The 13,910-nt window shown below is 63.7% G+C and carries 14 protein-coding genes; 6 read left to right on the plus strand and 8 right to left on the minus strand.

The features are described from left to right. Positions 1-119 precede the first annotated feature (119 nt). Positions 120-1,463 (minus strand): oxygenase MpaB family protein, encoded by a 1,344-nt coding sequence (locus tag H8A92_RS27030; protein ID WP_229198580.1) that lies wholly within the window; start codon positions 1,461-1,463, stop codon positions 120-122. Positions 1,464-1,548: 85 nt separating this feature from the next. Here H8A92_RS27030 and H8A92_RS27035 point away from each other — a divergent pair, with 85 nt between their 5' ends. After that, complete coding sequence (locus tag H8A92_RS27035; protein WP_229198581.1) at positions 1,549-2,223, plus strand: CerR family C-terminal domain-containing protein; 675 nt, start codon at positions 1,549-1,551, stop codon at positions 2,221-2,223. Between the two features lie 145 nt (positions 2,224-2,368). Continuing rightward, positions 2,369-2,626, plus strand: coding sequence for a GCG_CRPN prefix-to-repeats domain-containing protein (locus H8A92_RS41220; RefSeq protein WP_420831374.1), 258 nt, complete (start codon positions 2,369-2,371; stop codon positions 2,624-2,626). 24 nt (positions 2,627-2,650) lie between these two features. Here H8A92_RS41220 and H8A92_RS27040 read toward each other — a convergent pair whose 3' ends face one another. Beyond that, positions 2,651-3,055 carry a YccF domain-containing protein gene (locus H8A92_RS27040; RefSeq protein ID WP_229198582.1) on the minus strand — a complete coding sequence of 135 codons (405 nt, stop codon included), beginning with the start codon at positions 3,053-3,055 and terminating at the stop codon, positions 2,651-2,653. Positions 3,056-3,160: 105 nt separating this feature from the next. On the opposite strand from H8A92_RS27040, the gene H8A92_RS27045 reads away from it, so the two are divergent. After that, complete coding sequence (locus H8A92_RS27045) at positions 3,161-3,379, plus strand: hypothetical protein (protein WP_229198583.1); 219 nt, start codon at positions 3,161-3,163, stop codon at positions 3,377-3,379. 193 nt (positions 3,380-3,572) lie between these two features. Here the strand turns inward: H8A92_RS27045 and H8A92_RS27050 are convergent, their stop codons facing one another. After that, positions 3,573-5,345 (minus strand): putative bifunctional diguanylate cyclase/phosphodiesterase, encoded by a 1,773-nt coding sequence (locus tag H8A92_RS27050; RefSeq protein WP_229198584.1) that lies wholly within the window; start codon positions 5,343-5,345, stop codon positions 3,573-3,575. Positions 5,346-5,549: 204 nt separating this feature from the next. Next, entirely contained in the window at positions 5,550-6,512 is a 963-nt protein-coding gene (locus H8A92_RS27055; protein WP_229198585.1) for a sensor histidine kinase, read from the minus strand. Between the two features lie 178 nt (positions 6,513-6,690). Here H8A92_RS27055 and H8A92_RS27060 point away from each other — a divergent pair, with 178 nt between their 5' ends. Next, on the plus strand, positions 6,691-7,533 hold the full coding sequence (locus H8A92_RS27060; protein ID WP_229198586.1) for an SDR family NAD(P)-dependent oxidoreductase: 843 nt from the start codon (positions 6,691-6,693) through the stop codon (positions 7,531-7,533). 132 nt (positions 7,534-7,665) lie between these two features. Then, a complete protein-coding gene (locus tag H8A92_RS27065; protein WP_229198587.1) occupies positions 7,666-8,712 on the plus strand; it encodes an adenylate/guanylate cyclase domain-containing protein in 1,047 nt (348 codons plus the stop codon). Here the strand turns inward: H8A92_RS27065 and H8A92_RS27070 are convergent. The 3 genes from H8A92_RS27070 to H8A92_RS27080 are packed head-to-tail and all read right to left on the minus strand — an operon-like array spanning position 8,709 to position 10,938. Then, complete coding sequence (locus H8A92_RS27070; protein ID WP_229198588.1) at positions 8,709-9,341, minus strand: glutathione S-transferase family protein; 633 nt, start codon at positions 9,339-9,341, stop codon at positions 8,709-8,711. The two genes, H8A92_RS27065 and H8A92_RS27070, sit on opposite strands and share 4 nt — an antisense overlap. A 16-nt stretch (positions 9,342-9,357) precedes the next feature. Continuing rightward, positions 9,358-10,104 (minus strand): SDR family oxidoreductase, encoded by a 747-nt coding sequence (locus H8A92_RS27075; RefSeq protein ID WP_229198589.1) that lies wholly within the window; start codon positions 10,102-10,104, stop codon positions 9,358-9,360. A gap of 36 nt (positions 10,105-10,140) precedes the next feature. Beyond that, positions 10,141-10,938 (minus strand): SDR family NAD(P)-dependent oxidoreductase, encoded by a 798-nt coding sequence (locus tag H8A92_RS27080; protein ID WP_229198590.1) that lies wholly within the window; start codon positions 10,936-10,938, stop codon positions 10,141-10,143. A 126-nt stretch (positions 10,939-11,064) separates the two neighbouring features. On the opposite strand from H8A92_RS27080, the gene H8A92_RS27085 reads away from it, so the two are divergent. Beyond that, positions 11,065-11,970, plus strand: coding sequence for a LysR family transcriptional regulator (locus tag H8A92_RS27085; protein WP_229198591.1), 906 nt, complete (start codon positions 11,065-11,067; stop codon positions 11,968-11,970). Positions 11,971-12,653: 683 nt separating this feature from the next. Here the strand turns inward: H8A92_RS27085 and H8A92_RS27090 are convergent. Next, complete coding sequence (locus H8A92_RS27090; RefSeq protein WP_229198592.1) at positions 12,654-13,895, minus strand: LLM class flavin-dependent oxidoreductase; 1,242 nt, start codon at positions 13,893-13,895, stop codon at positions 12,654-12,656. Positions 13,896-13,910: the final 15 nt, after the last annotated feature.

Below are 13,910 nucleotides of genomic sequence, written 5' to 3' on the forward strand. Positions count from 1 at the left end.
GGCCGATTCAACCAAAACCCATCCCGCGCTAGAGCAAAAGTGCGAAACGGTTTTCCGAAGAGATCATGCTCAAAACAGGATCTGTAGCGTGATGACGATTCGTCTCAATCTCGTCGCGCTTAGGGTTTCGCCGCTGACGGGTGAGCCGGCCGATACGCCGAGGCATCCGTCGTGAACTCGGCGTGGCCATAGTCCTTCAGCAGGTTTTCAATTCGCCTGACCAGGCGCCGGTCCGCCACCTCGCGCAAACCGGGAATGCGGGATGCCAGCCGGTAGAATGCAAGCCGGGTGAACAGGAAGATTCCGACCAGCGCCGTGAGGGCGCGATCCTTCGCCGTGATCGGCACGCCGATCGATGCGGCCCTGGCCCTGTCGCCATTCAGGAAGGCGTTCAGGAAGAACGACTTCGCGAAGCTGCGTTCGACGACTTCGAACAGGCGGCTGCCGAAGGACTCATCCGATCGCAGGGTCGCCGCCATCGTGGCCCGGACCAGTTCGCCGCAGGTCTTGTCGTCGTAGCCCGCCCGCAGCGTCGCGGACCGCAACAGCATGAGATCGACAATTCCTTGCGGCGTATCGGCGAGCAGTTCCTCCGGCAGGCCGAGCAGGAAGCAGCGGTAGCGCGCAAGCTCGACGCGGGCCCGCTCCTCCGCCGTGAACGCCGTGCGGCCTTCGGCCAGCACCTTCTGCGCCAGCAGGAAAATCGGGATCAGCCCGGCGGGCATCTGGTCGACCTGCGGAATCGGGATGCCGTAGACCGAGATGTCCCAATTGTCGGCGCGGCGCATTACGTTGGCGCGCACCATCGAATGCATCAGCCGCACCATCGCGGCCGCCTTGAAGCCCGGCCCGAAACGCCCGAGCGCGCCTGGCAGCACTGACGTTGCGAAGAACGTCGCGGTTTCCTTGACGCGCCGCGCCGACGTGCCGCTCGACAAGGCGTTGGTGATCGCCATCGGCAGCGCCGCGTATTTGTTCATGAAGGTCGCGAGAAACGCACCGCGGATGATGAAGGGGCTCAGATTGGCGGCGCCGTTGCGATCGATCCGCGCGCCTTCCTCGACCAGCTTCATGTCGAGCCAAGCGGGCGTGCGCTCCATGTCGCGGATCAGCGCGACGAGTTCGGCCGGTGCATCGTTCACCGTCTCAACGCCCGCGTCGCACGCCTGAACCAGCATGGTGACCAGCCGGCGGAAGCCGTATTCGCGCATCAGCGCCGCATAAGCATCGGCGGGCGGATCGCCCATCATGGTGTAGCTGCGGATGAATGCGAGGCGGTCGGGATCGGCGAGCAGCGCTGCGCGGGCGGCGGCGAACTTGCCGGGGAGGACGCTCGGCGTGCCGGCATCGCCGGCAAATCGCTCCGGGACGATGGCGAAATCGACCTTGCCGTAAATCCCGGGGTTTCTCTCTCTTTGCGCGGCGACGTTGCTGCGCAGCTTTTCCAGCGTTCCGGCCTGCATAAGCGGCTCTCCCCGATCGTTGGCCGTAAATTTATATCAAGCGATAGAAAATGCAATGATTAATATCGTGTGATATGATTTCCCGATGAGTGCCCGAAAAAGCCCCCTGCCGCCGCCGACGCGATCGGCCACGACCCCGTACAAGAAGGGTGACGAGACGCGCGTCCGCATCCTCAACGCCGCCCTCGCAGCGTTCGGCAATAGCGGCTTCGCAGGGGTGACGACCCGCCAGATCGCCGAGGACGCCGGCATCAACCTGCCCGCGCTCAACTATTATTTCGGTAACAAGGAAGGCCTGTATCTCGCCTGCGCGCATGAAATCCTGGCTCGCTATCGCGAGAGCATGGCAGCCGTCGGCGAGACCGCGCTGGCGTCGCTGGAGGGGCCGCCCGATCCGGGCGGCGCTAGGGCGCAGTTGAAGCTACTGCTGACGGCGCTGGCGCGATTCCTGCTCACATCCGCGAGCGATCAGAATCGTCTCTTCGTTCAACGCGAGCTGGCGGATCCCGGGCGGGCGTTCGAGGTTCTCTATGCCGGGCTGTGGCGGCCGGGCATCGAGCTCGTGGCCAAGCTGATCATCGCAGCTTCCAAAGAGCAATTGACGACGGCGCAGGCGCGAGTCCGCGCCGTGATGATGATTGCGGGCCTGACCGGCTTCCAGTCCGGCGCGCCGATCATCTCGCGGACGATGGGCAAAACGGCTTCGTTGACGATGGTGATCGAAGCGCTCGAAGCGCAGGTCGACGCGCTGGCGCGCTGATCAGCAAACCCGGCGGTTGCGGCGCAGCGCGCTGACCCCATGCAAACACCGGAATGTGTGCGTGCACCGGTGGCGAGCACAATTGATATCGCCTACGCTCGCAATGTGAATGGAGATCACGACCTACGGCACAGCGGAGGACGTCATGAGGGCATTTCTGCTTGTGGTTCTGACGACCGGTGCGTTCCTTGGCCTGACCCAGGCCAATGCCGAAGAGGGATGTGGCGACGGTTGCCACAGGACCTCTCGAGGCGCTTGCGTGATCGATGGCTGGGGCACCAGCGCGCGGCTCAGGAATGAATGTCCCGTCACCACGCGCCCGCGTCCCCCGTGTGGCGGCCATGGATTTACCTGGCGGCGCGACCTCCAGGCCTGCTCGCAAACGACGAAGGACTGGCTCTAGCCTTCTGGACGCCGACGGTCCGTATCAGGCCGGCACGATCACCTTGCCGATCGGCCACAGCGCGATGCCGGCGAGCTTGAGATGCGCCCAGGCGAAGGGAATGCCGATGATCGTCACCGCGAGCAGGATCGCGGTGATCAGATGGCCGATCGCGAGCCACCAGCCGGCCAGGATGAACCAGATCAGATTGCCGATCACCCCAAGCGGTCCGGTACCGATATCGGACATCCCGGTGACTTCATCGCGACGAACCGCCCGCGAGCCGAACGGCAGCAGCGTGTAGACCGCGATGTTGAAGGCGGCGCGCGCCCAGGGCAGGCCGATGATGGTGATCGCCATGATCACGGCGGCGATCAGCCAGCCGAACGCCATCCACGCGCCGCCGATCAGGATCCAGAGAACGTTCAGGAGGATAGATACAGGCTGCATGGCTGACACCTTCGCTCAGCGATCGATCGGCCTCAATATAGGCCGGCGGCCGGCGCCGCGGTAGGGTGCGGCCCGGCGCAAGGCGCCCTTGAGGGGAGAACGACAATGAGAACAGGACGTGAGGCGAGGGTTCTTGCAGTTGGGATCGTGGCGGTGCTGGCATTTTCAGTGCAGGTCGCGCGAGCTGAGGACGCCCTGCGCTTTGCGCCGCTCAAGGCCGAGGAGCAGTCGCCGGCGCAAAAGGCCTGGGCCGACACGATCAGCGCGCTGCACGCTGCAAGGCAATCGCATATGGCTACGGCCACGTCCCGTAGCATGGGGTGAGGCGCGTCGCACTATTTCTGTATAATAGAATAATGCCGCTGAGTTGCCCGACATGTCAAGTTGACGTGTCGAATGCCGGCGCGTCGCCGGCTACTTTGCATGGGGTTGTTTTCGATATTTTGGCAGTGCGGCCCCGCGGAGGCAGGCTATATGCGATAGCCCTGCCGCAAGCGGGGCGAGGTGAGAGGATTGCCTACCGTCTGAACCCGCTGGCGCGCGAATAGCCCTGGCGGCCATCCTGGGCCGGGCGCGCCGCCAAGCTGGCGCGCGACTCGCTGGCGACCGGCGTCGCGGGCTTCAGATCCTCGAGGAAGATCGGCTTGGCGAAGTAGTAGCCCTGGGCATAGCGGATCTTTGTCGCCGCCTGCAGATAGGTGAGCTCCTCGTAGGACTCGATGCCCTCGGCGATCACGGTCATGCCGAGCGCCTCGCTCAGCGACTCGATCGCGCGCAGGATGCCCTGGCTGCGCGGCCGCTGATGGATGTCGGTGATGAACGAGCGGTCGATCTTGATCTCGTCGGCGGTGATGTCGGCGAGCGCCGACAGCGACGAATAGCCGATGCCGAAATCGTCGATCGAGATGCCGACGCCGATGCCGCGCAGGATCGGCACGATCTGGTCCTGGAAATGCGACCGGGTCACGAACGCGTCCTCGGTCACCTCGATCATGAATCGCTTCGGGAAGCCGGTGTCCTCGATCGCGCGGGCGAAGCGGCGCATGAATTCGACATTACCGGCCTGCTTGGCCGCGACATTGATGCTGATCGTTGCGGTCGGGCCGAACGTGTCGTTGATCAGGTCGATCGACTTGACGATTTCCGCAAGCACCAGGAACGTCAGCTCGTCGATGAGGCCGAGCTCCACGGCGAGGTTGATGAAGGTGCCCGGCGCCTGGATCACGCCCTCGTCGTCGCGCAGTCGCACCAGCGCCTCGATGCCCTTGACCTCGTGGGTGCGGATATCGACCTTGGGCTGGAACGCACAGCAGAAGCGCTTTTCCAGGATCGCCAGCCGCAACGACTGCTCGATCTTCATCCGCGCCAGCGCCTCGCGCTCCATGCTGTTGTCGAAGAACGCGGTCGAGCCCTTGCCGTTGTTCTTGACGCGGTACATCGCTATGTCGGCATTTTGACGCAGCGCCTCGTAGCTCCTGCCGTGCATGGGGTAGAGGCTGACGCCGATCGAGGTCGAGGCGAAGATCTCGGAGTCCTCGATGAAGAACGGCGCCTTCAGCCGCTCCTGCATGACATGGATGAATTCGGCGACCTCGTCATTGCCGCTGATCGGGTTCAGCAGCAGCAGGAATTCGTCGCCGGAGATCCGTGACAGGATATCGGTCTCGCGCAGCGCGAGGCCGAGCCGCTTCGACAATTCGACCAGCAGCGCATCGCCGATCGCGTGGCCGTAATAGTCGTTGATGTGCTTGAAGTTGTCGACGTCGAGGAAGGCGAGCGCAAAATGGCTTCGTGAATCGTCGCGGATCAGGCTGTTGACGCGATGCTCGATCACCCGGCGGGTCGGCAGGCCGGTCAGCTCGTCGTAATAGGCCGAGCGGAACAGCTGGTCCTCGAATGCCTTCTGCTCGCTGATATCGGTCGATGTCGAGATCAGGAGATTGCGGCCGGCGATCTGAACGGGCCGGTGCGAGGTGAGGAACACGTATTTGGATGCGCCGCAGGAGAGCACTTCCTCGAGCACCACCGGACGGCCGCTGCGCAGCAGGTCCAGATTGGCGGCATGGCGTTCGTCGACCGGCGACGGCTGGCTCGCGCTGGCGGCCAGCTGCAACTGGCTGGCTGCCGCTTCGTTCACCAGGATGAACTGACCCTGCTCGTCCTGGACGGTCACGCCCGCCGGCAGCAGTTGGAGAAGATCGCGCAAGATGCGCAGTTCATTGCTGGAAATGTCGTCCTGGCTGGTCGCTGCCGCGCCCGCCTGAAAATCGTGCTTGGTGAAACTATGCATGTGCCGACCTTGGCAAAGTCCGTTGTAGTTTTGGTTAAGCGGACTTGGGAAATGCCGTGACAGAATGAGACCCCGGCTGCTTTCGCAAGCCGTCGCGGCAATCGTCATTAACAGAGTATCAATGGCAGCTTCGGCCGCTGGTGAAAGCGATTGCGGCGCGCGCGGTTGCACCAACAAATGCGGCTGTGCCGGAAAGCCGACTTATCAACAGTTGGGAAGCTTGCACTGCATGGTGCAGTGAACACCTGTCTTCAGGTAACTGATCTCGGTCTTGCCGTCGAACGGCCGCAGCGCCGACTTCAACAGCTTGGTGCCGAAGCCGGCTTCGCCGATGACCCCGACCACCGGTCCCTCGGTTTCGTCCCAGATCACGTTGAGACGTCCATCGTCCACCGTCCAGGACACTTGCAGAAGCCCGCGCGGCGAGGAGAAGGCGCCGTATTTTCCTGCGTTGGTTGCGAGCTCGTGGAAGATCAGCGCCAGCGAGACGGCAAGCTTGGCGGGCAGGAACAGCTGCTCGCCGTTGAGGTTGAAGCGCACATGGCCGTAGGGCCCGAGCTCCGAGCGCAGCAAATCCTTGATATCGCAGCCATAGCCATCGACCCTCGCGATCAGATCGTCGGTCGCCGAGAGCGCGCGGATGCGATGGTCGATGCGCTGCCAGACATCGGGTCGGTCCTGCAACGCCTGATGCAGCACGGCATGAATGGTCGAAGACTTGTTCTTCAGCCGGTGCTGCAACTCGTCGACCACGATCTTGCGGTACTGCTCCTCCTCGATCAGCCGTTTGGAGACTTCGCGCTGCTGCTCGACCAGGGAACGGTAGTGCTCCACGCCCCAGATCGCGATACCGCATACCACCCAGAAGATCATCAGGAGCGCAAAGCGCGCCGGATCGGCGTGCGAGCTGCTGAAGTTGAGGAGGACGCCGAGCAGGCCGCTTGCCAGCGCGGTTGCGATCCCGATCCGAAAGCCGCCGAGGGCGGTCGCGAAGAACACCGCCGGGAAATAGGGCGTGAAGAACACGTCCGGCCTGATCTGCGCGAGCCCGAAGCGAGCGGCCGTGGCCAAAACGAGACAGAGCACGGCGAAGGCGATCGCAAGCAGCACCGATGGCTGGGAATCACCCCGCCAACTCGCCCTGAAATCGTCGATCCATTTCGCCATCGGTCGTTCCAGTTCACGTGAACAGGCGCCCCAAAATAAGGCCGCTGCGACCGAAAAACCGCAGTTGTGGCCTTCTGGCCACAGGCGGACCTCGCTGGCCGTTAACCGTGCCCATGCTTGCGTTGTCAGGAGTGGCTGGGGAATATCCGCAACATCAAAGGCTAGTTGGGAGACCGGCATGGGACGGCTGGACGGCAAGGTCGCGGTGATCACAGGGGCGACCAGCGGCATCGGGTTGCGCACGGCGGAGGTCTTCGTCGCTGAGGGGGCGAGGATCGTGATTGCCGGGCGCCGCGCGCCGGAGGGCGAGGCACTGGCGCAACAGCTCGGTGGCAATTGCGTGTTTCGGCAGACCGACGTCACGGTCGAGGAGCAGATGCAGGCGCTGATCGCGCTGGCAGTCGAGAAATTCGGCCGGATCGATTGCCTGTTCAACAATGCCGGCGGCCCGGCGCAGACCGGCGGCATCGAGGGCCTCGACGTCGAGCGGTTCGACGCGGCGATGGCAACCCTGGTGCGCAGCGTCATGCTCGGCATGAAGCACGCCGCGCCCTATATGCGGAAACAGGGCTCCGGCAGCATCATCAACAACGGCAGCATCGCCGGCCGGCTCGCCGGCTTCTCCTCGTCGATGGTCTATGGCGCTGCGAAGGCCGCCGTCATTCACTTCACCAAATGCGTGGCGATGGAGCTCGGCGAGGCCGGCATCCGCGTCAACTCGATCTCGCCCGGTGCGATCGCCACCGGCATTTTCGGCAAGGCGCTGGGGTTGTCGACCGAAGCGGCCGAGAAGACCCCGGCGGTGATGCGCGAGGTCTACAAGGCGGCGCAGCCGATCCCGCGTGCCGGCCTGCCCGACGACATCGCGCATGCCGCGGTGTTTCTGGCGAGCGACGAATCGAGCTTCATCAACGGCCATGACCTCGTCGTCGACGGCGCCATCACCGGCGGCCGCAACTGGAGCCAGCAGCAGGCCGGCTATGTTTCGTTGCGCAAGGCATTCGATCAGGGGACGGGATGATTCGGTAGCGTCGCCGCTACAGCACAAAATTGCCCCGCAGTTTTGTCGCGAGCCCTTCGGATGACGGGGAGAGGTAAGGCGCCTATGTCTGCATCGACCGGATCGATGGAAGGGTCGCGCCGGCCGCAGCGCATGAGCGCGAGGGTTGAGCGGAAGCTGCAACGCCTTGCCGCCGTCGTCGTTGCCGGAATCCTGTCCGGCGTCATCATCACGCTGATCAGCTATGGCGCCGGGGCTGCCCAGCTGGTTGTCGGCATCACCTACGGGTTCCTGCTGGCTGCGGTGATCGGCACCATCGAGCTGTTCGTCCTCGAAGATTGGGACTGGCTCAATCGCCTGTCCTTCCTCACCAACCTTGCCGTGCGCAGTGCGATCTACGCAGTCATCATCATCGGCATCCAGTTGTTGCAGCCGGGCGAACGCATTGCGGGGGTGGCGCCACAGGCTTCATTGCAGGATTTCTGGTCGAGCTTCGCACGTTCGGCCATCGTCTCGGTGCTGGTGAATCTCGGATTCAGCATCGCCAATCTGATCGGCTCGCGCGCGCTCTTGAACTTCGTCACCGGTCGCTATCACGCGCCGGTCGAGGAAGACCGTTTCGTGCTGTTCGTCGACATCGCAGGATCGACCGGGCTCGCCGAGCGGCTTGGCGGCATCGGCATCCATCGCTTTCTCGACCGCACCTTCCGCCTGCTGACGCAATCGGTGGTCGACTATCGCGGCGAAGTGCTCAACTATGTCGGCGACGAGATCATCGTGACCTGGCCGGAACAGAGCGGCGCGGTCGATTGCCGGCCGTTGCGCTGCTTCCTTGCAATGCGCCGCGCGCTGCAAAAGGCGGCGCCGCAATTCGAGCGCGAGTTCGGCGCGGTGCCGCAGATTCGCGGCAGCCTGCATTTCGGCCCGGTGATCGTCGGCGAGATCGGCGACGTCAAGCGCGCGATCGTGTTCAACGGCGATGTCATGAACACCGCCGCGCGGCTGGAAGAGCTGAGCCGCAAGGTCGATGGCGGCTTCCTCGCCTCACGCGCGGCGATGGCCCGCTTCGCCGCGCCGCCGCCATTTCCGTTGAGCGATCTCGGCACGCTCCCGATCCGCGGCCGCGTCGACGGCATCGACGTCGTCGGGATCGGAGCGGTGGCGTATTCTCTCAGCGGAAGGGCGACGGGGCGCACCTAAGCTGTCATGCTGGGACGCGTGGCCACGGAACTGTACCATCGGCGCGACGCCCCGTTCTCTCCCGGCATGGATAATTCCAGAGCCTTGCTCGCGAAGTCGATTGCGACGATCGCAGTGATGTCGGCAATACTGAATTCGTCACCCGCAACGAATGGCATGTCGGACAAGCGTGCCTCGAGATCGCCGTAGAAGTCGGCGATCCGGCTCCGACCACGGACGATCAGCTCGGGGATCTGATTGTAGCCGTGGGGACCTGCGATCGCGCGCCCTTTGAGGCCGGCGGCCCCGTTGCGCACTGTCTCCATGACCGCTGCGAACCCCTCCAATTCCATCCGGCGCTCCCACATGGCGACGATTGCCTTTTCCTTCGGCGAACTTCCGAGCAATGGCGGATTCGGATGCGTTTCTTCAAGATAGCGAATGATCGCCGGTACTTCTGCTATGGCCGTCCCGTCGTCAAGAACGAGGGCGGGCACGACGCGCCGTGGGTTGATGGCCGCGTAGGCGTCAGAGAACTGCTCGCGCGCACCGAGATCGACCGGTACGAAGGGCATCGTGATGCCCTTCTCCGCCAGATAGATTTTCACGCGTCGCGAGTTGGGCGAGCCGGAGGATTGGTAAAGTTTCATGACGGATCTCCCAAAGTCAGAGCTTTGATCCACCACCGACCTGGATGGTGTCGCCGGTCACCCAGCGTGCTGAATATGAAGCGAGAAAGGTCACGACGTCGGCGACATCGTCGGCATGACCGATCCGTTGCAGGGCTTGCATCTTGAGTGCGTAATCGCGGCCCTCATCCGTCTTGGCGAATTCCGACATGTCGGTGTCGATGATGCCCGGCGCCACGGCATTGACGCGGATGCCGCGCGGTCCGAGCAGCGAGGCGAAGTGCTTCACCATCGTGTCGATCGCGCCCTTGGTGGCGGAATATGCCGACAACTGCCCGACGGCGGCTCGCGCCGCCAATGACGATGTCATCACGATGCTGGAACCGTCGCCCATCAGGGGGAGCAACTGCTGCACCAGGAAGAACGGCGCGCGGACGTTGACCGCGAACATGCGATCGAAGTCCTCGACGGTCTGGGTTTCGATGGTCGCGGGGACCGCAATTCCCGCATTGGCGACGAGAATGTCGAGCTGGCCGACGACGAGCTTGCGTACCTCGGCGGCGAGCCTCTGCGCGCCATCGGATGCGGACAGATCGGCGCCGACGGCGTCGGCGTGCCCACCGGCTTCGCGGATTTCCGCGACCAGGGAATGCGCTTCCTTGGCGGAGTTTCCGTAGTGAACGATGACGCGGGCGCCGGCGAGAGCGAGCGCGCGGGCGGTGGCGCGGCCGATGCCTCGCGAGGCACCGGTGACGAGGGCGGTTCGGCTGATGAGGTCGGTCATGGTGGCTCTCCTGTTTGAAATGTTATCGAGAAGGCTTCACGCGGCAGTCTTGCCGCCGTTGACGCTGATGATTTGACCGGTGATGAACGACGCCTTGTTCGAAGCCGCGAACAGGATGGCGTCTGCGAGCTCCTCGGGGCGTCCCGCACGCTTCAGCGGGATTCCCGTGATCAATCCGGCCTTGCGATCGGCCGAGCCCGTGAACCGGTCGAGCATTGCGGTCTCTATCGGGCCAGGCGCAATTGCGTTGACGCGAACGCCGAAGGCAGCCGCCTCCAGGGCGGCGGATTTGGTCAAGCCCTCGACTGCATGTTTGCTGGCGACGTAGAGGGACGCATTCGCCGCTCCGCGGCTGCCCATGGTCGACGAGATGTTGACGATGCTGCCGAAACCTTGTGTCTGCATGACCCGGAGCTCGTGTTTCATCGACAGCAGAACTCCGAGGACGTTCGTGTCGAACGTTGCCGCGTAGCTCTCTGCGGTTTGCTCGGTCACCGGGCCCGGCGTGCCTTCCGTGCCTGCGTTGTTGACCGCCACGTCGAGCCGACCGAACCGCTTGATCGTCTGCTCGACCAATGCCGCCACATCGCTCTCGCTCCGGACGTCGGCGCGGACGAATTCCGCTTCGGCGCCGTGCGTACGGAGTTGTTCCGTCAGCGCACGGCCTGCATCGGCATGGCGACCGGAAATAACCACGTTGGCGCCCTCGCGGGCGAAGGCGAGCGCCGTGGCGCGGCCGATACCGGTAAGGGCACCTGTGATCAAGACAACGGGTTTGGTCATATCTCTCTCCAGTTGATGCGGCCGATATGCTTTTTCGGCCTGGTTCGCCAAGCCGTCCGCAGCGGGGCCGCGAAGGCTGTTGCGCTGGTGTGGCTTTCCTGGACAGGAGATTTACGAGGGGCTGGCTTCTTTGAGAAAGACTTCGTAGGGTCTGAGCCATACTTTTGAGGGATAGCTATGGAGCTGCGACATCTCCGTTATTTCGTCGCCGTGGCTGAGGAGGGCAGCCTCTCGGTCGCGGCCCAAAAGCGTCTGCACACCGCACAACCATCACTGAGCCGCCAGATTCACGACCTTGAGCTGGAACTCGGTGTGCAGCTATTCGTGCGCGGACCGCGCGGCATCGATCTGACGCCGTCGGGTCGCGTCTTTCTGGACCATGCGCGAGTGGCTCTGCTGCAGGTCGAGGCCGCCGCGGAGGCCGCGAGGCGTGCCGCCCAGCCGGCGAAATCGGCTTTTTCGATTGGGTTTCTCACCGGCTACGAGATGGACTGGCTTCCGGCGGTCATGAATATCCTGCGCGGCAAGCTGCCCAGTACGGAAATCACGATCCGCAGCGAGGATTCGCCCGACCTCGCTGCGGCACTGACGCGGGGTAAGCTCGACCTCGCATTCATGCGTCCGGAGAAGAGCACGGCGGGTCTTCAGTTCAAGTTGCTCCGCCATGATCCGATCCTGGCCATGATGCCACGAGACCATCCGCTTGCGGCACGCTCCGCGGTCCGCCCGAAGGATCTGATGGGGCAGAGCTACATCGGCGTTTCCTCGGCAAGGGCGCCAACGCTGCGCGCGGCGATCGATGACTTCTTCAAGCGTCACGGATTGGCGATCGAGCCGGCGCACCAGGCAGAAAATCTGGCCATGGCCGTTTCGCTGATCGCCTCTACCGGCGGCATCAGCCTTCTTCCGCTCTATGCGCTGAACCTGATCCCGAAAACCATCGTCAGTCGCCCAATTCAGGGCGCGCCGCCCATGGTCGATCTGGTGCTCGGCTATAATGAGGGTAACCGCTCTCCATTGCTGGAGTTTGTTCTCTCGAGAGTAGACGAGATCAAGTTTCAGGCGTTGAGGCACGAGGGATGATAACGCTCAAGGAAAGAGCAGCTTCGCATGAAAAGGCGTCAAAGCAGGAAGCGTGAGCGCCGGCTTGACTCTGGAGTTGGAAAATCAGGCTGCGACAAATTAACCCGACGGGCAAATTTGCGCTTCCGTCGTCGGGCAAATCAGATGTTCAATTCCGCCCGTCTCACCCGATGGAGGGGCGCTTCGCGGTCGGCACGAACGCGGGTCGAGATGCGGTGGACGCTGCTCGCGCAACTGACGAGTGCGCGCAGATAGCGGACGGTGAAGTCGTGTGGTCCTGACGCCCTAGTGGTAGGTGTCTTTTCGCATTGCGCGGCGCGCGTTGTGAAGGCGGTGACAACAAAGCCCAGTCTCGCCGGGGAGAGCACGAAGTAAGCCGTAGCCCATCGCGCAGGGAAAGCCGGATTGCTCCGGTTACACCTGTGGTCCTACCCCCGAGCTTTCTACCCATTTGCTCGGGGCCTATGGGTGCGATCGGCACCCGGCTTTCCCTGCGCCCTCACCAACGGAGAGGGCGGAATGAAGAGCAAAGCTCGGACGATTCATGTCGCGAGAATGCAGATGTATGACTCACTGAGCGTGCCACACTCACCGTCGTCCCTGCCTAGTGCGCAATTGCGCACTAGGCAGGGACGACAGCGGTGGGTGTGGCGCAACAATCATGCATCAACGAACTTGTGCCCTTACGCCTTCTGCTTCGCCGCTTCCTTCGCAAGATCAGGCGCGTTCACGGCCGGGATCGCGACGCGGCCTGTGCCGGTATGCTGAAGCGCTGCGGCGGCCTTGTCGTTCTGCATGATCTTGGCCATCACGGCCTGGCCGGCGCGCTCGAACACGGCGCGGTTGTCGATCACGAACTGGCGCGATTTGCGCAGGCCGTCGATATAGCCGTTGATCTCGGGCACGACATAGCGCGCAACCATGTCCCAGCTGCGGCGGGTGTTTTCGGGGTTGGCCCAGTCATGGGCGAAGCCGATGATCGATCCGACACCGCCGGAAACATCGACCAGGTTCTTGATCATCTTGATCAGGTCGTCGGGCGTGCCGATGGTCGATGCAGCGCCTTCGACGAACGCGGTCTTGTCGACCGCTTCATCCGCGGAGCCGAACGCGGTCAGGCCCGGCCGCATCAGGGTGCCGACGTTATATTCGTTGTGCCAGCGCATCAGTCCGGAGCCGGCCTCGCGCCGTGCCAGCTCGCGGGTCTCGGCGATATGCCAGGACAGCAGCACGCGCCAGTTGGCGCGGCTCACCGTGGTGCCGGCCTTCTTGGCGGCGTCCTCGGCGAACTGCCATTGCTGCGGCAGCGCCATCAGGCCCTGGGTCGACATCGAGCCCAGCGAGATGATGCCGATACCGTATTTGCCGGCGAGCGTCATGCCCGACGGCGAGATCTGCGAGGCCACCACGAACGGCATGTCCTCCTGCAGCGGCAGGATCTGCAGCGCGGCGTCATGCATCTCGAACCAGTCGGTCTTGGCGGTGACGCGCTCGCCGTTGAACAGGCGGCGGATCACCGCGATGGCCTCGTCCTGGCGGTCGCGCTGGGTCATCGGGTCGATGCCGAGCGTGTGGGCGTCGGAGGCGAGCGCGCCGGGACCGGAGCCGAAGATGGCGCGGCCGCCGGTCATGTGGTCGAGCTGCACCATGCGCTGCGCGACGTTGAAGGGGTGGTGATAGGGCAGCGAGATCACGCCGGTGCCGAGCTTGATGCGCTTGGTGCGCTCGCCGGCGGCGGCCAGGAACATTTCCGGCGAGGCGATGGTCTCCCAGCCCGAGGAATGGTGCTCGCCGCACCAGAATTCGTCGTAACCGAGCGCGTCGAGCTGTTCGACGAAATCGAGGTCGCGACGGAATTGCAGCATCGGATGCTCGCCGATCGGATGATGCGGGGCGAGGAAGGCTCCGAACTTGAGGCGCGCCATAGGTCGTTCTCTCCG

It is taken from the genome of Bradyrhizobium acaciae (assembly GCF_020889785.1).
In the GTDB taxonomy this organism is placed as follows: domain Bacteria; phylum Pseudomonadota; class Alphaproteobacteria; order Rhizobiales; family Xanthobacteraceae; genus Bradyrhizobium; species Bradyrhizobium acaciae.